This window comes from Methylobacterium hispanicum (assembly GCF_022179285.1).
GTDB lineage: Bacteria > Pseudomonadota > Alphaproteobacteria > Rhizobiales > Beijerinckiaceae > Methylobacterium > Methylobacterium hispanicum.
Genome location: NZ_BPQO01000046.1, coordinates 1 through 18,899 on the forward strand (window position 1 = coordinate 1; position 18,899 = coordinate 18,899).

22 protein-coding genes are annotated in these 18,899 nt (G+C 67.3%); 6 read left to right on the forward strand and 16 right to left on the reverse strand.

The features are described 5' to 3' along the window. The 3 genes from MFF56_RS29995 to MFF56_RS30005 form a co-directional block, all read right to left on the reverse strand. On the reverse strand, positions 1 to 1,839 hold a 1,839-nt coding region (locus tag MFF56_RS29995; RefSeq protein WP_238232051.1), incomplete at its 3' end, for a GAF and PAS domain-containing protein. A 331-nt stretch (positions 1,840 to 2,170) separates the two neighbouring features. Continuing rightward, the gene (locus MFF56_RS30000; RefSeq protein WP_066924348.1) at positions 2,171 to 2,416 is read right to left on the reverse strand and encodes a hypothetical protein; all 246 of its coding nucleotides are present in this window, start codon (positions 2,414 to 2,416) and stop codon (positions 2,171 to 2,173) included. A 90-nt stretch (positions 2,417 to 2,506) separates the two neighbouring features. After that, complete coding sequence (locus MFF56_RS30005; RefSeq protein ID WP_066924346.1) at positions 2,507 to 2,737, reverse strand: hypothetical protein; 231 nt, start codon at positions 2,735 to 2,737, stop codon at positions 2,507 to 2,509. 249 nt (positions 2,738 to 2,986) lie between these two features. Here MFF56_RS30005 and MFF56_RS30010 point away from each other — a divergent pair, with 249 nt between their 5' ends. Together MFF56_RS30010 and MFF56_RS30015 are read left to right on the forward strand one after the other, a co-directional pair. Then, on the forward strand, positions 2,987 to 3,250 hold the full coding sequence (locus MFF56_RS30010) for a hypothetical protein (RefSeq protein WP_238232053.1): 264 nt from the start codon (positions 2,987 to 2,989) through the stop codon (positions 3,248 to 3,250). Beyond that, a complete protein-coding gene (locus MFF56_RS30015) occupies positions 3,247 to 3,489 on the forward strand; it encodes a hypothetical protein (protein WP_066924342.1) in 243 nt (80 codons plus the stop codon). Before MFF56_RS30010 ends, MFF56_RS30015 begins: the two co-directional genes overlap by 4 nt. A 495-nt stretch (positions 3,490 to 3,984) precedes the next feature. Here the strand turns inward: MFF56_RS30015 and MFF56_RS30020 are convergent, their stop codons facing one another. The 4 genes from MFF56_RS30020 to rpsU form a co-directional block, all read right to left on the reverse strand. After that, entirely contained in the window at positions 3,985 to 5,454 is a 1,470-nt protein-coding gene (locus MFF56_RS30020; protein WP_238232055.1) for a PAS domain S-box protein, read from the reverse strand. 210 nt (positions 5,455 to 5,664) lie between these two features. Next, a complete protein-coding gene (locus MFF56_RS30025; RefSeq protein ID WP_197430642.1) occupies positions 5,665 to 5,829 on the reverse strand; it encodes a hypothetical protein in 165 nt (54 codons plus the stop codon). A gap of 360 nt (positions 5,830 to 6,189) precedes the next feature. Further along, on the reverse strand, positions 6,190 to 6,549 hold the full coding sequence (locus MFF56_RS30030) for a hypothetical protein (protein WP_066924338.1): 360 nt from the start codon (positions 6,547 to 6,549) through the stop codon (positions 6,190 to 6,192). A gap of 301 nt (positions 6,550 to 6,850) precedes the next feature. After that, on the reverse strand, positions 6,851 to 7,171 hold the full coding sequence (gene rpsU, locus MFF56_RS30035) for a 30S ribosomal protein S21 (protein ID WP_066924336.1): 321 nt from the start codon (positions 7,169 to 7,171) through the stop codon (positions 6,851 to 6,853). A 248-nt stretch (positions 7,172 to 7,419) separates the two neighbouring features. Between rpsU and MFF56_RS30040 the strand changes: the two genes are divergently transcribed. Further along, entirely contained in the window at positions 7,420 to 8,565 is a 1,146-nt protein-coding gene (locus MFF56_RS30040; RefSeq protein ID WP_082773159.1) for a threonine aldolase family protein, read from the forward strand. On the opposite strand, the gene lysA is transcribed toward MFF56_RS30040, so the two are convergent. The 3 genes from lysA to MFF56_RS30055 all read right to left on the reverse strand — a co-directional run bounded on the left by lysA (position 8,517) and on the right by MFF56_RS30055 (position 11,593). After that, positions 8,517 to 9,785, reverse strand: coding sequence for a diaminopimelate decarboxylase (gene lysA, locus MFF56_RS30045; RefSeq protein ID WP_066924334.1), 1,269 nt, complete (start codon positions 9,783 to 9,785; stop codon positions 8,517 to 8,519). The genes MFF56_RS30040 and lysA overlap by 49 nt on opposite strands. A 21-nt stretch (positions 9,786 to 9,806) precedes the next feature. Continuing rightward, the gene (locus MFF56_RS30050; protein ID WP_066924332.1) at positions 9,807 to 10,178 is read right to left on the reverse strand and encodes a lipoprotein; all 372 of its coding nucleotides are present in this window, start codon (positions 10,176 to 10,178) and stop codon (positions 9,807 to 9,809) included. 134 nt (positions 10,179 to 10,312) lie between these two features. Next, positions 10,313 to 11,593, reverse strand: a complete 1,281-nt coding sequence (locus MFF56_RS30055) for a glycosyltransferase family 4 protein (protein ID WP_238232057.1) — start codon at positions 11,591 to 11,593, stop codon at positions 10,313 to 10,315. A 735-nt stretch (positions 11,594 to 12,328) separates the two neighbouring features. Here MFF56_RS30055 and MFF56_RS30060 point away from each other — a divergent pair. Genes MFF56_RS30060 through MFF56_RS30070 form a run of 3 tightly spaced genes read left to right on the forward strand, consistent with a single transcriptional unit; the run spans position 12,329 to position 14,360 of the window. Continuing rightward, positions 12,329 to 12,916, forward strand: coding sequence for an ATP-binding protein (locus MFF56_RS30060; RefSeq protein ID WP_156453947.1), 588 nt, complete (start codon positions 12,329 to 12,331; stop codon positions 12,914 to 12,916). A gap of 26 nt (positions 12,917 to 12,942) precedes the next feature. Continuing rightward, entirely contained in the window at positions 12,943 to 13,776 is an 834-nt protein-coding gene (locus MFF56_RS30065; RefSeq protein ID WP_066926045.1) for a bis-aminopropyl spermidine synthase family protein, read from the forward strand. Further along, positions 13,773 to 14,360 (forward strand): hypothetical protein, encoded by a 588-nt coding sequence (locus MFF56_RS30070; protein ID WP_066926042.1) that lies wholly within the window; start codon positions 13,773 to 13,775, stop codon positions 14,358 to 14,360. Before MFF56_RS30065 ends, MFF56_RS30070 begins: the two co-directional genes overlap by 4 nt. Here MFF56_RS30070 and MFF56_RS30075 read toward each other — a convergent pair. From MFF56_RS30075 to MFF56_RS30100, 6 genes are all read right to left on the reverse strand, one after another. After that, positions 14,340 to 15,002 carry a hypothetical protein gene (locus MFF56_RS30075; protein ID WP_156453946.1) on the reverse strand — a complete coding sequence of 221 codons (663 nt, stop codon included), beginning with the start codon at positions 15,000 to 15,002 and terminating at the stop codon, positions 14,340 to 14,342. The genes MFF56_RS30070 and MFF56_RS30075 overlap by 21 nt on opposite strands. After that, entirely contained in the window at positions 14,995 to 15,966 is a 972-nt protein-coding gene (locus MFF56_RS30080) for an ImmA/IrrE family metallo-endopeptidase (protein WP_156453945.1), read from the reverse strand. Before MFF56_RS30080 ends, MFF56_RS30075 begins: the two co-directional genes overlap by 8 nt. An 88-nt stretch (positions 15,967 to 16,054) precedes the next feature. Continuing rightward, positions 16,055 to 16,819, reverse strand: a complete 765-nt coding sequence (locus MFF56_RS30085) for a hypothetical protein (RefSeq protein ID WP_156453944.1) — start codon at positions 16,817 to 16,819, stop codon at positions 16,055 to 16,057. 259 nt (positions 16,820 to 17,078) lie between these two features. Next, positions 17,079 to 18,251: a tyrosine-type recombinase/integrase gene (locus MFF56_RS30090; protein WP_066926036.1), complete on the reverse strand. Its 1,173-nt coding sequence runs from the start codon at positions 18,249 to 18,251 to the stop codon at positions 17,079 to 17,081. A gap of 187 nt (positions 18,252 to 18,438) precedes the next feature. Further along, positions 18,439 to 18,663, reverse strand: a complete 225-nt coding sequence (locus MFF56_RS30095) for a hypothetical protein (protein ID WP_066926034.1) — start codon at positions 18,661 to 18,663, stop codon at positions 18,439 to 18,441. A 2-nt stretch (positions 18,664 to 18,665) separates the two neighbouring features. Next, positions 18,666 to 18,896, reverse strand: a complete 231-nt coding sequence (locus MFF56_RS30100; RefSeq protein WP_066926030.1) for a hypothetical protein — start codon at positions 18,894 to 18,896, stop codon at positions 18,666 to 18,668. Positions 18,897 to 18,899: the final 3 nt, after the last annotated feature.

The window sequence follows — 18,899 nt, forward strand, 5'->3', positions numbered from 1 at the left end:
CACCGCGTCGAGGTAGCGCGCCTTGCGCACCTCCGGAAGGTCGGGCCGGCGCAGGAACTCGACCGAGGAGCGGATGATGGTCAGCAGGTTGTTGAAGTCGTGCGCCACCCCACCCGTCAGCTGCCCAACCGCCTCCATCTTCTGCGACTGGCGCAACGCCTCCTCCGCCTGACGGAGCTCGGTGAGGTCGCGACCGAAGCCGTAGAGCACGCCGTCGTCCGGCACGATCGTCCAGAGCACCCGGCGACGGCCGCCGTCGGCGACGAGGCTCGTCAGCTCGATATCCTCGATCATCCGGCCCTCGGCCAGCCGCTGGAGGGCGGTCTCGGCGGCCGGCCGGTCCTCCACCCCCACGAAATCGAGGATCGTGCGGTCGGCGACCTCCGCCTCGCTCCAGCCGGTGGCGCGGCTCCAGGCCGGGTTGACGCTGCGGATCCGGCCGTCGCGGCCGGCCACCACCTTCAGAACCGGCGACAGCGTCCAGATCCGGTCGCGCTCGCGCCCCTGCGCCTCGATCTGCGCCTCGAGCTGCTCGGTGCGGGACTGGAGCCGGGTCTCGGCATGCCGGGCATCGGTGACGTCGTGCACGAAGACGTAGAACCCGTCCGTCGCGGCCTCGCCGTGCTCCGCGGCGCGGCGCGGCATGTAGCGGATGTCGGCGATGCGCACGCGCCCGTCCGGCCAGCGCCACGCGCGCTCGATGCGTGTCTCCTCGCCCGCGAGCGCGCGCTCGAGCGCCGCGCGGCGCGCCTCGAATTCCGCGGAGCCCAGCACCTCGGCGACGGAGCGGCCCACGACGGCCTCGGGCCCCTGCCCGAGCCAGAGGCGGTAGGCCGCGTTCGCGAAGCGGTAGACGAGGTCCCGGTCGATGAAGGCGATGAGGACCGGCATGGCGTCGGCGACGAGCCGCAGCTCGGCCTCGCTCGCCCGCAGGGTCGTCTCGATGCGGCGGCGCTCGGTGATGTCGTTGAACAGGACGGCGACGCGGTTCAACGCCGGGTCGTCCACCCGGTAGGCGTAGACGTCGTACCAGCGGCCCGTCGCGCTCGCCGCGCTCTCGAAGCGGACCGGTTCGCCCGTGCGGGCGACGCGGCCGTAGATGTCGAACCAGCGCTGCTCGTGCTCCGGAGCGAGTTCGCGCATCCAGCGCCCGGCGGCGTCCGTGAGCCCGGTCTGGACGACGAAGGCGCGGTTGAGTTCGAGGAATCGGAAATCGAGGGCGCTGCCATCCGCGTCGAGGCGCATCTCGATCAGGCAGAAGCCCGCGTCGATCGACTCGAAGAGCGAGCGATAGTGCTCCTCGCGGCGCCGGAGGGCGGCGGCGCTGCGCCGGGCCTCCAGCTGCGCCATCACGGTGCGGGCGAGCGCCTTCAGGATGAAGAGCTGCGCCTGCGTGAGCGCGCGCGGCTCGCGGTCGAGGACGCAGAGCGTGCCGATGGCGTAGCCCTCCGGCGTCGTCAGCGGGACGCCGGCGTAGAAGCGCAGGTGCGGCTCGCCGAGGACCAGGGGGTTGGCCGCCCGGTCCGGCTCCGCCGCGAGGTCTTCGAGAACGAGAACGTCGTCCTCGCCCAACGCCTGCGTGCAGAAGCCGAAATGCAGCGGCATTGCGCGCGCCGCGTGTCCGACGGCGGCCTTGATCCATTGCCGATCGGCATCGATGAAGTTGATGTGCGCCATCGGCGCGTCGCAGGCCTGCGCCGCCATCTGCGCGATGTCGTCGAAGGCCGTCTCGGGCGGCGTGTCGAGGATCGCGTAGGCGTGAAGGGCCGCCAGACGACCGGGATCACGCGGATCGAAGGCCGGCGAGCGGGTGCCGGCTCCCAGGGGACCGTGCGTCATCGCTGACGCCGCGCTCCCCGGCCTCCGGACGCCGCCGGCGATGGGGCGTACCCGAACCCTCCCCGGGGCGCCCAGACGGCGGAGGAAGGGGCATGTCCTGTCTGCGGGGCGGGCATTCCGCTGGCGTAGCACGCACAACCGCAGGTGTCGCCGAAGAATCGTCGGGTCAGCAAAATGGACTACCCCTTCTGCGCACTCGCCTGCCCCGCCCGACGGGCTATGGTGGTGAGGCCTAGAGAAGGAACTCGGCCCGCCCGGCACCCGCCGCGGCGGGCATTCTTTTGCCGGAGGGGTCCGCGCCCTCGCCCGCGCGACGCGCCGGATCGCGGCCTCAGTGCTTCATCAGCCCCTCGACACTCTCGAGCGGCGAGATCTTGCCGGCGAAGCGCGCAATGCGGCTGAGGCTCGGCTCGGACAGGCCGCCGGCATTCGCGAAGGTGGCGAGGGCGAAGCTGACGAGAAGCTCGGCCTCCTCCTGCGTCATCGCGCGTCCGCTCAGGGTGCTGGCCGCGCCCTTCACCGCGAGGACCGCCTGACGGAAGGCCGGGTCCCCCTTGAGTTCCTCCAGACGTCTCATCGCTTCCTCACCGGGTCGCCGCCGCCGCGCCGCCCTCTCCCACACGATGTATGAAGAAACGGGAGCGAATGTACCCCCCGGCCGTCCCGCTCAGGAGAAGAGCAGCGCATGTGCGACGCCGACGCCTGACCGGTGGGAGAAGCGGCTCGCCCGCAGGTAGGCGGCGCGCTCCATCAGGCGCTCGGCGGCGCCGCTGCCCGGTCGCGCCGCGCACAGGCGGCGCGCGGCATCCTCCAGATCCTCCGGCTCAAGGCCCGACCAGGGCGACGGCTCGGGTTCGGGTCGGGACGGGCGCGCGGGGTTGGAGAGGAAGGCTTGCATCGGGGCGCTCGGGAACCGCGTCCCCCGCTCTCCGAGGACGCCCCCGCACCTTGCCCGGCCGCACCTGAGTGACGGCTGAACGGCCGCGCCCGCGGCGCCGAGGCGGTCCGCGGGCCGTCCCCGCCGGGGGCGGCGGTGCAGTCCGACCCGGCCCGACCTGAACCGGCGCGGCTCTGCCCCGTTGATGAGCCGGACATGCGAGGAGGACGAATGCGGAACGATGGCGGCTTACCGGACGGGTCCCTGGACTTGCTGAGCGCCCAGGCGCTGCGCGTCCAGGAGGCCGGCCTCGCGCTGTCCGACGAAATCGTCCTGTTCACCCTCGGGGCGCAGATGGCCTGGCTCGAGTTCTGGGCGCATCCGTTCCTGCAGGCCGGCGCGGAGCTGCAGGCCTGGCAGGCGCGGCAGGCCAGGACGGCGCGCCTGGTGCGGCGCGGCGTGCCCGAACCGCTCGCGCGCGAGGGCCTTCACCTGCTGCCGACCGGACCATCGAAAGCTGCGGAGTTCCCATGACGAAGCTCTTCATCGCGCGGCTCACCGGAGCCGAGGGCGAGCGCCCCCTGGTCACGGTCCGCGCCGCCGCCGAGGGGGAGGCGCGCCTGTTCCTCGAAGCGGCCTTCCCGGACGACGTGGTCGCGGAGATCGCGGAGCCGGGCGCCTGGGTGAGCGACGCCGACACGGGCACGGAGGCCGGCGACGTACGCGAGCACCCCGGCGTGACCTGGCAGGCCCCCACCAGCCACGCCGACTGAGGCCGGCCGATGGCGGGCGGGAGAATGACAGCCTCTGTATTGAACGATACCGCTGCCGTTGATTTACATCGATCAAGATCAGATGACGACCGTCCGCGGCGCTAATCCTTTCGCGCTGCGGATCAAGAACCATGAGAGCGAGATTTCCAGACCTGCGGACCTCGACTTTCTCTCGATCACCCGTAGACTGCCCTGATCAAGTCCGGAGGGCGGACGCCCTACGGATCACCGGATCGGTATGGTTCCTCCGAAGGGCCGGTCGCGGTGATCCGGGGCGGCGTGTGCGGCATCGGTAGAGATGCCGCCACATTTCGTCTGTAGCAGCGCGTCCGCCCAAGCCCTTCGTTCGGGGCCCGGCGCCTGTCCGACCGCGTCGGCAGGTTCGACCATCACTCAAGCCCGCCCGGTCCTCCTCCGTGGCGGGCTTCTTTGCGCCCGCCCGGGCCTCACGCCGGACCGGTGACGCCCGGGCTCCGGCGCCTCCAGGACGGTGCCCTAGGCCTGCACGATCGCCGGCAGGGGCGCTTCGGCCACGAAGACGAGGCCGCGCGGCCGGTACTCGATCTCGGCCGTGCCGCTGATCTCCTTGGCGAGCGCCCACTCGATCATCCGGCTGCCGAAGCCCTTCCGGGCCGGCTCCGACACGTCGGGGCCGTCGACCTCCTGCCACTGGAACCAGAGCTGCGGCGGATGCGTGCCCTGCACGATGTCCCAGCTGACGAGGACGCGGCCGCCATCGGCCGAGAGCGCGCCGTACTTCACGGAATTGGTCGAGAGTTCGTGAAGCGCGAGGGAGAAGGCGAGCGCCACCCGCGGCGCGAGCTGGATCTTCGGGCCGCCGGTCCTGAAGCGGTGCGCCTGCTCGACGCCGAAGGGCTTGAGCGCCGCGTTCACCACCTCGGTGAGCGTCGCCCAGTCGCCGCCCTCGCGGGTCAGCACGTCGTTGGCGGCGGCCAGCGACTGGATGCGCGCCTCCAGCACCGTGCCGGCCTCGGCCACCGTGGCGGCGCTGCGCAAGGTCTGCCGGGCGATCGACTGCACGGTGGCCAGCGTGTTCTTGACCCGGTGGCTCAGCTCGCGCGCCAGTAGGTCGCGGTGCTCCTCCGCCCGCTTGCGGTCGGTGACGTCGAAGATCACGCCGGCCATGTAGAGCGGCGTGCCGTCCGCCCGGTAGGTCGGCTGGCCGCGCACCAGCAGCCAGCGCGTCTCGCCCTGCGCCGTGACGATGCGGTACTCGATGTCGTAGTCCGAGCGCTCGGCGATGCAGCGCTCCATCTCCGCCCGCATCCGCGCGCGGTCCTCGGGGTGCACGGACGCCACGAGCCGATCGTAGCCGAAGGCATCGCCCGGGCTCACGCCGAAGATCCGGCGGCACTCCTCCGAGGCCATCAGGCGATGGGCGTCGAGATCGAGGGTCCAGGCGCCGAGCCGGCCGGCCTTCAGGGTGAAGCGCAGGCGCTCCTCGCTGCGGCTGAGGTCGAGCACCCGCTCGCCCACCTCGGCCTCCAGGGCGTCGCGGTCGCGCTGGAGCCGGACCAGCCGGTCGCGCTCCAGGGTCACGTCGAACTGCGAGGCGAAGAAGTAGGTCAGCTCGCCGTCGTCGTCGAAGACCGGCGAGACGAGGAGCCGGTTCCAGAAGACCGAGCCGTCCTTGCGGTGGTTCAGCAGCTCGATCTCGATCGGAACCCGCCGCTCGACCGCGTCGCGGATCCGGGAGACGGAGGCCGGATCCGTCTCCGGTCCCTGCAGGAAGCGGCAATTCTGCCCCAGGATCTCGTCCCGGGCGTAGCCCGTCAGCTTCTCGAAGGCGCGGTTGACGAAGATGATTGGGTTGTCGGGCTGGCGCGGATCGGTGATCAGCATCGGCATGCGCGTGGTGCGCACGGCTGCCGCGAACGGATCCGGCCCGTTGCCGAACCGGGCGAGCTCCCGGTTGATCCGCGCCTCGTTCCGGCTGTCGCTCAAGCTTGAAAACCTTCTCGGGTGCTGCCTGGAACGGGGCGATGACAGGGCGGTTCGGTGCCGCCCCGCCGAGGGGCAGGCGAGGATGATCCGAATCCTTGCGTAGGATGGATCCGTCATAGGCGAGACCGAGGCGACATCCAACTCGCCGTGGGCGCAGGTGTTCCGGCGCGGGCTCCCTGCGGGAGGGCCGCGGCCCTGCCCCGACGCCGGTCAGCGGAAGAGCGGAAGCGCCGCCCCGAGGAGCGCGAGGCCCGTGAGCAGGAGCGTGCCCGCGGCCGTCTCCAGACATTGCGGGCGGACGGAACGTCGCATCGCGGCCCGGGCCAGACCCGCGCCCAGGGCGAGGGTGGCGGTGACGAGGGCGAGATAGGCCATGGCCGGCCTCAGGCGGGGCGGGCCGCAGATGGTGGGCGCGCGCGGTCTTGGCGAAGGGACTGCATCGGTGAGGGCTCCGTCCACACCTCTCCGCGCGTCGCCGAGCCGGGTCGCGAAGGGTTGGGCGAGCCTAACCGGCCAAGCGTCCGGCGGACCTCATCCGATAGGGGGACGGGGCCCGGTGCTCCCCGTCGAACAAGGTCTATGCCCGGGCGGACGAGCCCGAGGGCCACCGGGGTGGACCGGCTTCGCGGAGGGCCGCCGGCCCCGTGCGGGCGCGCGAGGACCCGGACGCGAAGCGGCCGGCCCCAAAGGGCCGGCCGCTCACGATCCGGGACGCGTGTCCGTGCGACTCCGGCCTTACCAGCCGTAGCCGTAGGCGGGGCCGCCCCAGGAATAGCCCGAGTAGCCGTAGCCGACCGGGGCGTAGCCGTAATCGTAGCTGCGCACCACGCGGCGCGAGTAGGTCGGCGCGTAGCCCACATCGGTGTAGCCGCCGTAGCCGTAGGCGGGGTAGCCGCCGCCGTAGTCGTAGCCATAGGCCGGCGCCCCGTAGCCGTAGGCGTTCGAGGCCGCCGCACCCACCAGGGCGCCGGCGGCCAGTCCGCCGATGACGCCCGCGGCGACCGCGCCGCCGCGCCCACGCGCTTCGGCGCCGGTGCTGGCAAGGGTGCCGAGACCGATCAGGGCCGCGGCCGAGATGGCAGCAAGCTTACGCATCCTCATCTCCTGTATGCGTTGCATTGGCGCTCCAACACCCCGCGGCGCGGAATGGTTGCACTGCACATCGCGGGGCATCCGAGCACGGATGCGTGAAGAGGAGGGAGCGAAAGCTCGGCTATGGCGCGCGAGGACTGGCGCGGGCCGGCCGCATCGGCGCGATGACTTGGTTCCGCGCCGCGACGTCCGGTCGCCGGAGCTTGCGGCCCGCGCGGGCGGAAACAGCAAAAAGGCCCGCGCCGCAGGAGCGGCCGGGCCTGATTGCACGTTCGCGAGGGCGCGCCCGGTCGGGCGCGCGGCCTTACGAGGCGACCGCCGGAGCGGCGGCGGGCTGCTGCGTCTGCGCTGCCGGGCTCGCCGAGAAGCCGCCGGGACGACCGCCGCGGGCGGGGAAGCGGGGCTTCGGCTTCGGGGCGGCGATCAGGCCCTCGCGGATCGCGGTCTTGCGGGCCTGCTTGCGGGCGCGGCGGACGGCCTCCGCCTTCTCGCGCGCCTTGCGCACGGAGGGCTTCTCGTAGGCCTTGCGCTGCTTCATCTCGCGGAAGATGCCTTCGCGCTGCATCTTCTTCTTGAGGACGCGGAGCGCCTGATCGACGTTGTTGTCGCGAACGAGTACCTGCAACGGACTGGATCCTCTGGAACTTGCAATCTGATCGGGTTGGTTCGGGCCGCGCCCGAGCCGCAGGACGGAAACCGTAAAACGCCCCTGTCCCGGGGATCGCCCGGGCGGGACGCGGTCTCGATCATCGCGATTCGGGGCGTAGTCCGCACCTTGCGGGTGCCTCTACACCAAGTCCGGACGACTTCCAACCTGTTCCGCCGGGACGGAACGCCGGATACCGTGACGGCGACGGCAGAACGACGGGCAGCATGACCAGCGACGCGCAGCAATTCGCCAGCGACAACTACTCGGGCATCTGCCCGGAGGCCTGGGCCGCCATGGCGGCCGCCAACGCGGGCCACGCCCCCGCCTACGGCGAGGACCCCTGGACGGCGCGCGCCGCGGACGCCTTCCGGAACCTGTTCGAGATCCCCTGCGAGGTATTCTTCGCCTTCAACGGCACGGCCGCCAACGCGCTCGCGCTCGCCGCCCTGTGTCAATCCTACCACAGCGTGATCTGCGCCGACGCCGCCCATGTGGAGACCGACGAGTGCGGCGCGCCGGAATTCTTCTCCAACGGCTCGAAGCTTTTGACCGCCAGGACCGAGGGCGGCAAGCTCACCCCCGACGCGATCCGGGCGCTGGCCAAGCGCACCGACATCCACTTCCCCAAGCCCCGCGTCGTCACCGTGACGCAGCCGACCGAGACGGGGCAGGTCTACGGCCTCGACGACCTGCGGGCGATCGCCGCGACCTGCCGCGAACTCGGCCTGAAGCTCCACATGGACGGCGCCCGCTTCGCCAACGCCTGCGCGTCCCTCGGGTGCAGCCCCGCCGAGATGACGTGGCGCGCTGGCGTCGACGTGCTCTGCTTCGGCGGCACCAAGAACGGCATGCATGCCGGCGAGGCGGTGGTGTTCTTCGATCCGGCGCTCGCCGAGGATTTCGGGTACCGCTGCAAGCAGGCGGGCCAGCTCGCCTCGAAGATGCGCTTCCTCTCCGCTCCCTGGGTCGGGATGCTGGACGAGGGCGCGTGGCTGCGCAACGCCCGCCACGGCAACGCCTGCGCCCGCCGCTTCGCCGACGCCGTCGCGGACCTGCCGGGCTTGCGCCTGCTCTTTCCCGTCGAGGCCAACGCCGTGTTCCTGGCGATGGCGCCGGACGCCATGGAGCGCCTGCGCGGCCTCGGCTGGCGCTTCTACACCTTCATCGGCGGGGGCGCCCGCTTCATGTTCGCCTGGGACGCCGACCCGGACCGGATCGATGCGCTCGTCCGCGACGTGCGGGCGGTTGCCGGACAGGAACCCGTCGCAAGGCTCCGCCCCGAACCCGCGAGAGGCCCCGGACCTTTCGAGACCCCGACCGCTCAGGCGAGCCAGTCGGGCACGCGGTCGAGCCCGATCAGCTCCTCGTAGGTCTGGCGCGGGCGCACGACGGCCGCCTCGCCGTCCCGCACCAGCACCTCCGGCACGAGCCGGCGGCTGTTGTAGGTGCCGGCCTGGACCGCCCCGTAGGCGCCCGCGGTCATCACGGCGATCAGGTCGCCGGCCTTCAGCGCGGGCATCTCGCGGTTGAGCGCGAGGTAGTCGCCGGTCTCGCAGACCGGACCCACCACGTCCGCGACGATGCGCGGGCCGTCCGGCGCCGGCTCCGCGACAGGGCGCAGCGCGTGGTAGGCCTCGTAGAGGGTCGGGCGGATCAGGTCGTTCATCGCCCCGTCCACGATGATGAAGGTCCGGCCCTCGCTGTGCTTCACGTAGATCACCCGCGTGACCAGGATGCCCGCGTTGCCGGCGATCATCCGGCCGATCTCGAAGACCGGCCGCAGCCCGAGCGGCCGGAAATGCGGGCGCAGCGTCGCGGCGAGGGCCGCCGGGTCCGGCGGGGGCGCGTTGTCGTCCCGGTAGGGGATGCCGAGGCCGCCGCCGAAATCGATGTGCCGGAGCGGGTGGCCCGCCGCGATCAGCTCGCGGGCGAGCCCGCACAGGAGGGCGGCCGCGCTCGCGAAGGGCGCCAGGTCCGTGATCTGGCTGCCGATATGCATGTCGAGGCCGTGCACGGCGAGCCCCGGCATCGCGGCGGCCTCGGCGTAGACCGCGGGCGCGCGCGTGATCGGGATGCCGAACTTGTTCTCGTACTTGCCGGTCGAGATCTTGGCGTGGGTGCCGGCATCGACGTCCGGGTTGACGCGGATCGAGACCGGCGCGCGCGCCCCCAGGCTCTGGGCGACCTCCGAGAGGGCGGCGAGTTCCGGCTCGCTCTCCACATTGAAGCAGAGGATGCCGGCCTTCAGGGCCGCCGCCATCTCGTCCTGGGTCTTGCCGACGCCCGAGAACACGATGCGCTCGCCCGGCACCCCGGCCGACAGCGCCCGGCGCAATTCGCCCTCGGAGACGATGTCCATGCCCGCGCCGAGCCGGGCGAGGGTGCGCAGCACCGCCTGGTTCGAATTCGCCTTCATGGCGAAGCAGACCAGCGCCCCGTCGCCCGCGAAGGCCTCGGCGAAGACCCGGTAGTGCCGCTCCAGCGTCGCGCTGCTGTAGCAGTAGAACGGCGTGCCGACCGCCTCGGCGAGCGGCGTCAGATCGACCGCCTCGGCGTGGAGGCGGCCGTCGCGATAGTGGAAGTGATGCATCGGTGCGCCCGTCCGGGCCTTTTACAGGAGAGGGTCGAGGATGAAGGGGGCCTTCGGAACCCGGTAGCCGCGCTTGGCCCCGCGGCTCGTCTCGATCGGCGCCTCGCTTCCGCCCGCCGGCACGGCCGACAGGCTGAGTTCGTCGCCGGCCCGTACCGCATCGGGAGCGGGCGTGGCCGAGCCGCCGCCCAGCCCGATGCTGTCCGGCAGCTGCCGCGGGCTCGCGGTCGCGCCGGGCGTGGCGCCGGCGGCCGCCCTCGCGTCGGTGCCGAGCCCCGCACCGGACCTCGCGCTCGCGGCCGGGGCTTCGAGCGCGCCGCGCCGGCCGCAGGCCGAGACCGTGAGCGCGAGGCCGACGGCGGCGAGGAGCGGCAGGGCACGGGTCGGCAGCATCGCGCTTCGGGTCCGGGAGGTTCAGCCGGCCGGCGGCCGGGGCCGGGGCAGGCCGGGAAGACGGCCTCTTCTAGCCGCTGCGTGCGCCCAAGGCGAGCGCGGGGCGGCCACAGGCGCGCGGGTCGGGTGTCGGCTCACAGGGAATCGAGCAGCGGCGACACCGCCGCGAAATGCTCCGGCCAGCCCGGCGCCCGGTAGCCCTCGAGCCGGGCGGCGAGCGCCGCGCGCGCCGTCGAACCCGGTTCCGCCAGGGCCGCGACGGCCCGGCCCCAGCCCGGCCCGTCGAGGGGGTCGAGGAAGTCGCAGAAGCCCGCACCGATCTCGCGGTGGACCGGGATGTCGGAGGCCAGGACCGGCAGGCCGGAGGCCGCAGCCTCCACGATGGGGATGCCGTAGCCCTCGGTGAAGGAGGGCATGAGGAGCGCCGTGGCACCGCGCATCAGGGCGGCGAGGCCGTGGGTCGAGAGGCCCGAGACCTCGACCACGTGCGGGCGGATCGCCTCGCAGCGGTCGAGCAGATCGACGATGTTCTCCGCCTCCCAGCCGCGCCGCCCGACCAGGACGAGGCGGGGCGTCTCCGGCCCGAGCCGCTCGGCCATGGCCCGCCACAGGTGCAGGAGCAGCAGGTGGTTCTTGCGCGGCTCGATCGTGCCGCAGACCAGGAAGGTGGGGCGGTCGGGCGCGACGGCGGGGCCAACCCGCCCGAAGGCCGGCTCGACGCCGAGATGGCCCACCGCCACGGGCGGCGGGGCGAGACCGGCCGCGCGCAGATGCGCGCGGGTGCGCTCCGCCGTATCGCGGGAGTTCGCCAGGATCGCGGCGGCGTGCCGGCCGACCGTGCGCAGCCGCTCGGCGTGGCGCCCGGCCTCGCCCGGACGGCCGTATTCCGGGTGCGTGATGGGGATGAGGTCGTGCACGAAGAAGGCCGCGCGCACGTCGCGGCGGTCGTAGAGCCAGTCGAACCGCTCCGGCCGGTCGAGGCGCAGGTGCGAGGTGTGGACATAGAGGCTCCCCCGCGGCAGGGCGCCCACCCGCTTGCCCCCGAGGATCCGGCGCACCGCCCGCGCCTGGATCAGCCGCCGGGCCCGCCCGCCCGCCGCGCGCGGACCCGGCACCGGCCCGGGCGTGCCACCGATCCGCGCCGCGAGGGCGCGGTAGACCGGGTCGGCCTCGGCCGCGCCGTCCTCCGCCCAACCTGCCGCGACCGCCTCGACGATGCCCGCGGCCTCCGCGCGGTCGAGCACGCGCGGCCCGACGGCCGTCGCCACCAAGCCGAAGCGCTCGCCCGCCTGCGCCAGCAGGTGCCGGGCATAGGCGAGATCGACCCGGTCGATGCCCGACGGGCTCGCGTGGCGCAGCCGCGTGACGAGGCGCGTGATGTCGACGGCAACGGGGCGGGTCGAGAGGGATGTCATGGAACTCCGGCATCGCAGGGCCCCGCGGCGGGACCCGCACACCGCCGGGTTACCCGCGCCGGACCGGAAGAACCAGACCGTTCCGTCGCGTGTCTGCGGAAGGGGCTTGCGCAAGCTCAAGCCGGCCGCTACATCCCCGCTCGCCCTCAGGGGCGTCGGAGCGTAGCGCAGCCCGGTTAGCGCACTAGTCTGGGGGGCGGATAAGCCTTCCCCGCAAGCTCCTACATCCGCAGCTTTTTTAGCGCTTAAACCCCTTCGGTGGGGTTTGCCGTGGGATCGGCCGCCCCCAGCCTCGTTCCGAGGCCTGTCTGCTGGCCTAAAGCCGCCTCACTTTGTGGCTGCGTCATCATCCAGTTGGACGCGGTCCGCGGCGCTACCGATATCCTCTGCCGTCACGACCTTGGTTGGGTTCATGGCAGCTCGCGGACGGCTGCGAGACCAAGCTGGAATTTCGGGCTCAGTTGGCACGGGCATCCGGCAGATACGCGAACAGGATCCGTCCGATTTCGGACAATCACACCTGAAGTATCCAAACCTTAGGTTTCGCTCCAAGTTGTACGGCAACTCCCTGTATTCCCGTTTATAGGGCGTTCTCCTTCATGGGCGAAGCAGATATGCTTCGGATTACACTAGTTAGTCTAGCCTCCTGTCAAATAACTGGTCATGCCTTGACTGGATAGCTGGCATGTAGCAGGTTGTTTAGACCCTTCGCGGAAAAGGACTTAAGGGGCTCCCGTGCCTTATCACAAAGCAATTTATGTGACTGGCGCCCCGGCAGCCGGTAAAAGCTCTACCATGTCTCTATTGAAGGAGCGGGTGGCGGGGTTAAATGTTTGGGAGTACGGTGAGCGTCTTACAAATTTTCTGAAAAGCGCTGGGGTTATACTGAAGGACCAGAACGAGCTTCGGAGCTTGTCAGCCGGCGTTGTGCTGCCGTCCCATATCGAAGCGCTTGATGAACGCTTGCTGGAATGGACAGTCGAGAGCAGGGCGACGGGGCCGACTGTGATTGACAGCCATCCTGTTACAAAGGAACAATACGGCTTTCGAGTAACCGCCTTCTCGGCGGAAAGATTTCGACTTCTGCGCCCCGATGAAATTTGGCTATTTTACGTCGATCCTGAAATAACAGTCCGACGTATAGCAGATGATCCCGCGGGCAGACCCATGATCTCGCTTGAGCAAGCACGGATTCATAGTTTCATGCAGGCATCCGTCGCCTGCACCTTTGGGATATGCGTCGGATGTCCAGTTTATATGTTTGATACTAACCGTGATCGGGCGGAGCTAGTAGAAGATTTGGTTCGCAGGGTTTCAAATTAAACTCATCTATCTATAGGGCATGATAAATGAAGCAGGTCGATCTTAGGGCGGCTGTGAACGCTGTATCGGATGTCGTGCAAAACCGGCCACGACCTTTACGCGAATTTGATCAGATCCATATGAAGACCGGCGATATGGTGATGCAGAGTGAAATCGTGGCAGAGTGGGCTGCGGGGAGGAGACTAGCGTTCATAGGTGACGGTGATGCAGTGAGTGTTTGCGTTGCATATCTTCAGGCGCGGGGAGTTTTAGACTTTGGTCCAACGAAAATTACAGTATTTGATTTTGACGAACGGACTGTTCAGGCTGTCAAGCGTTTTGCCGATCGTGAGCGGCTTGAGAACCTTGATGCCGAGTTATACAATTGCCTTGGTGCATTTCCTGATCGTAGCAAATACGACTGCTTCTACACAAATCCACCTTGGGGCGCTTCAAACAACGGTGAGAGTGTGAACGTTTTCGTGCAACGTGGGTTTGAAGCCGTCCGATATGAAGGTGACGGCATGATCGTCATCGCAGATGATGATGCACTTCCATGGCCCAAACAGGTACTCGCCAACGTTCAAGCGTACGCCTCAAAGCAGGGTTTTTATGTATCACGAATGCAACGGAAGCTACACGAGTACCATCTCGATGATGCACCGGATTTAAAGTCTTGCAATTTATTTGTCAGTGCTTTGCCAGGGAACAGCTCCAACTTCACCCAAAGTGAGGCGGTAACTGACCCTGAGAAGCTGCGGAATTTCTATGGGAAGTCACAGGAGCCTAGAGTGCTGTTTGTGCGGGAGAAAAAGCGCCCGGATTATGGTAAGGCACCTGAGGAAGAATACTCCCTCGAGCTATTGGAGAAAGAAGGATGAATGAAATTTTTCGTCCAGGTGCTGGACTTTTATATATGAAGGTGGGGACACACGCGCATGAAGAGCTCGTAGATATCATAGCACGTAAGCGCAAAGAGATTGACAAAGTAGGCTACACAATGTGGGGCTATGGTGGCAACACGTGTCACCCAAGCACAATGGTTCAGCCATTTGCACGAAATTTCGTTGAGCGTAAAAAGCCCATCCATCTTGTGATGGAGGAAATGGACTCGAACCATTTTGCCGAACCACTCTGTGCGGCCGAATGTTCAGCTGACAACATCAACTGGCGGGAAATCCCGGAGGATATCGAAGTGAGGGGATCCCGCTTCGCGCTCGTGATCCGTGATTTGCAAACCGCGGACTTCAAGCTGCCGCTAAACCAAACCTTTGTGCCGGTTGGGCGCAGCAGCGGAAATCTTGGTAGCCGCTATATCAATGGCCGTGTTGATAAGGCGTGCCTAGAGGTTCTCGATCAGCCCGTGCTCGTCAACGAAGATCCGACCAAATTTGAGCGGCCGATAAACTTGGTCGCGGAAATGGCTGAACCGTACGCAGTCTTTCTAAGAAACTATCGTGAATAGTTGTTCATTAGGAATTAGAAAACCGTTTGTCTCTCTTCGTAAATGGGAAATGTAACTGCTGAGACCGTCGAAGATATCTTCGACGGTCACTGATGCATTTCTGCATGCGAAGCAGTTTGTAACTGCGCGATCGGCATGCGGTTCTGCGCATACGCATTCGCGTAAACCGGCATATCGCTCCCCCGCAAGAAGAACTGTGACCAACTGCTCGAGGCATGCAACTCGTCCAGTCACCTCATGCAGTGCAATGCCAGCCAATGCGACGATGGCTCGCTTATCGCCAGTGACCAAAAGGGCCGCAGCACGCGATATGAGGATGGCGACCAGCTGGCTCTCCCCAGTATCAAAATCTAGGGCAGCAGAGCTTGCTCTTTCTTCAAGTTCCGCAGCAAGTTCGATCTCTTCGGAGGTAGGCTCAAGAAGTTCAACGTAATTCAGCAGTTCTTCAAACGCAGCGGCCGTGCTTGCTCGATCAATGATGCGACCCGGTCGAGCCAAGTGAGAGCGAATTGTGAAGCGTGCAATATTCAAAATAGAGACCGAAAGGCCGCCGACATTAAATGCTGCCAGCATTTCTCCATGGTGGCGATAAGCGCACACTTTGAGAACAACATCGTTGTCAATTATAATGCCGCTAGACACTTTCGCCCATCACTTTGTATAGGTAGTCGGCATTCTCCAGGCTGATTTTATCGAAGTCAAGCTGTTTGCTCGCAATCGTATTGATTAGCGTCCAAACTGGAGCTGCCTTAGGGTATATAAACTTCAAAGCCGACATAGCTCTCGCCCAAGCGCCTTGTTGATGTGCAAGACAAAGTGCTAATGTCCCAGGCTCAATCCTGTAAGACGGCGCAGCTCTAAGAACGGCTGCTGCTAGAGTAGGCGCGTTGAAGTCTCTAATGCTTGTGGTGATTTCCGGTGCCGACCGACCTGTCAAGAGTTGCAAGGCGAACTCGTCAGCCTCCCTCTCTTGCTCGTCGGCGTCCCTTTCGAGAGCAGGATCCTTGAGATCAACAAGCGCTGGCGCCTCGGTCAGGTGCGACCGGAAGATATGTCCGAGCTCATGGGCCAAAGTAAATGCTGCTGGTGCTAAGTAGTTTGCGTCCCGTCCTAGAAGTACGGCATACCGACCTTTGATGTGGACCACCATTGCATGCATTGATTTGGTATCTAGCGGCAATACGCGTAGATGGACAACTGGTATTCCAATCCCCCAGCAGAAAGCTAGTAGGCCTGGCAGATCAACATACTGCTGGCCGGCAAGTATGATGTCGCGAATTGCCGACGCATCGAAGTTGGTGAGATCTGTGTGCTGGGGCGCAGTTCGAATAAGCAGGCGCCCAAGCGAAACGCCAAAAGAGGCAAGGGCGGCCCGCTGCTCAGGGTTCTCCGTTGAGAGATGCTTGAACTTCGCATCATCATTCCAGACAAACTCGACGCGTTCGCCAAGGAGGCCCTTGGGCGAAACGCCGAGTTTGCGCGCGAGCGCAAAGCGCAGCTCAGCGCGCCCTGAGGCGTCCCCAGAGGCTTCGTCGCTCCACCACGTAGGCCACGCGGCGTCGATTGCTTGTTTGCTCAGGCCGGCCTGCCGTAGGCTGCGCCTCAAGTTCGAGCTATCCGAGTCCAACGCCTGCCTACGGCCCCTGGCTGCCTTATGGCTATCAACATGGCAAAAGGGCGGGCATGACGCAACCTTAGAGAAGCAGTTCTGTCTGCGTTATCTTGCGCGGCCGAGCAGCAGTTCCACCCCGTGCGCGCCTGACCAGATCGAGCCACTGGTCTGTACCACCGTCGAAGCTGGCAATTTCGCTGATCGTTTTGGTGTTAAGCTCTATGGGATCTGAAAGCCGTACCCAATAGCCGCTTGTCAGCCAAGCTGCGATGTTGACCTCGTAACTTGATGCTGCGGCCGGCTTGTCCACTTGTTTCAAGAGAGCTGTAACTTGTGACGCGCCGACCGGCGCTCCTGCTCCACCCGCGTTGCGATATGCAGTTGGATCAAACGGGATACCCCGGCTGAGAGAGAGCGGTGTGTCAGAATAGCACATCAGGGCGTAGTGCCGGGCCTTCACGCCGAGGGCGCTATCGCCCCTGCTTGTGACGAGGCTGCTCGCCGGCAGCGGACGCTCTATCCCATTTTCGTCGACGTACTTCCGCCAAGCCACCGTCCTGAGTGGAGCTAAGTCAGCTGACTTCGGCTTGGTTTTCATGGCTGAGAATACCACCGGCACAGAGACGCTGAGTCGCGCAAGGGAATTGATCAGCCTCGACGGTGCGTTGCCAACTCCCCACAGAAACACGCCGCCGCTCGCACGACGCTCTCTCTCTTTGCGGGCAATGATCTCATCGAGAAGCTGACCAGCCTCAGCCTGCATGCGGGACCAGCAGACGTAAGTTTCGCCGCCAGGTATGGTCGAGCTTTGATGGGAAGGGCGGCCAGAATGTAGCAGGTTGAACACTGGCTTATTCCTCAAACCACTTTTTACAGATTGACATTTTTGGCACGAATTTTCAATCTTCCGCGCAAGTGGACTGCTCGGAGTCTTGCATAAGCCGGTGATATGGGTGTGGATAGGGGGTGGTTAAGCGGTGCCATATAGCGCGCTGCGCGCTGACAGGTCCCGCTTTGCATTTACCCGTCCGCGATCAGTGCCGCCTGTTGGTTGTAATGGACCGCTGCGATCCGGAAGGCACGCCACCGAGGAAGGACGCGGGTCCCTAACCGTTTGGCTCGGCGCAGCCAACCCGCCGCACCGCGCCGGCAACCGGTTTTCCTACCTCCAGCTTCTCGCGGGCTGCCGCCGACCGCTCAGCCGCCAACTGCATACCCGCGATCAGGTCGTCATCCAGCACGTGGGCGTACTTCGTCGTCGTGGTGATCTGGTCGTGGCGCAGCATGGTCTGGACGAGGCGCAGATTGCCGGTCGCGCGTAGGACGCGCGTGGCGGCGGTGTGGCGGTTGTCGTGGAAGCTGAAATTGCGCACGCCGGCCTGGGCCGCGGCGCGGCGGAAGACGGTCTGCAGGCCCGCACGCGTCAGGGGGAGATGCTCGCCTCGCTTCCGGCCGCGCGCGACCACATAGGTGAACACCGCCGCCTCATGGTCCGCGCGCAGGGCCCAGAGCAGGTCGCGGACCGCTGGCGCCAGCGGTACCGTGGCGATCTTGCCTTGGACGGTGATCTTCCGCCCGCCGAAATCCACGTCCGTCCAGCGCAGCCGCGGGACCTCGCCGAGGCGCAGGCCGGTGAGCAGGGCGAAGCGGACGGGCGCGTGGTAGTCCGGCCTGAGGGCTGCGAAGAGCCGCGCCTCTTCCTCTGCCTGCAGCTCGCGGATCCGCTCGCGCGGCTCCCGCAGCATGTGGTCCCGCCAGGCGATGTCCGCGACCGGCTCCTTCCAGGTGCGCCGAGCCCGGTTGAGGATCTTGCGCAAGGGCTCGATGACGGAGCGGTTCACCGTTGCCGGCGAGACGAGCCGCGGGGGGCTCGCGGGCTTCTTGCCCGGCCGGCGGTTCTGGCCGGAGCGGACCGTCTCGCCCCGGCGAATGGCGACGATGCCGGCCACGACCGCGTCGTCGATGTCCGGCAGGCCCCGGGCCGGGCCGATCTGGCGCTTGAGCCAGGCCAGGGACCAGAGGGTGTTCTCGTCGCCGCCGCCCGCGTGGTGTTGGCCAATCTCGGTCCAGTAGCGCGAGGCCGCGACCTCGAACGTCATCGGTTCGTGCTTCAGCGGCTTCACCTGCCGCAGCTCGGCCTTGGCTATCTCGCGGGCGCGCTCCTCCGCGCGTTGCGCCTCGCGCTTCGTCGTTGCGCCAGTAGTGCCTGAAAATCGACGACCGCGGACGTAGAAATCGTAGCTGTACGTCTCCGCACCGTTCCGCTTGTAGACGGACATTCGGCTCGCCTCTGTGAGTCGCGAAACGCCTGCAGGTCGGCAGGATCGAACCGTTTGCGGCTCCGCTTCAAGCCCAGCCCGACGACGATGTAGGTGATGCGGCCGGCCGCGACGTGCGCGTCGAAGGTGCGGCGGCCCATCCGGAGCCAGGCGGCGGCCTCGTCGGCCGGGAGGAGGTCGGACACCATCATCGTCCGCCGGCCGCCCGAATGTTCATGGTGCCGGCGATCGCCACCACGGTGTCGGCCAGCGCGCGCCGGTTGGCCGCGCCGTCGACGTCGAGGTAGGCCCGGGCGATGCGGCGGCCGTAATCGTCCGCCAGCGCCTCGAAGGCCTCCACCGGCACCTCGAGGAGAGCGGCGAGGCGGCGCAGCGCGTCCAGCATCTCGGGATCCCGGCCGGGCTCCGCCATGGTCAGCGTCCCTGCCAGGGCGGTGCCGGCGCCGGCGGCTCGCTGGCGTACTCGATCGTGAGCGGGTCGCAGCTCGCCGGCATGAACTGGCCGTCGAACTTCACACGGACGCCGGCATCGCCCGCGCGCGGCGACACGATGTGCCCCTCGCGACCGGAGATCTTCTCCCGCACGCGCGCGCCGATCGCCGCGGGCGCGCCCGGATGCGTCTGCTTTACCACGTCGTAGGCCATGGT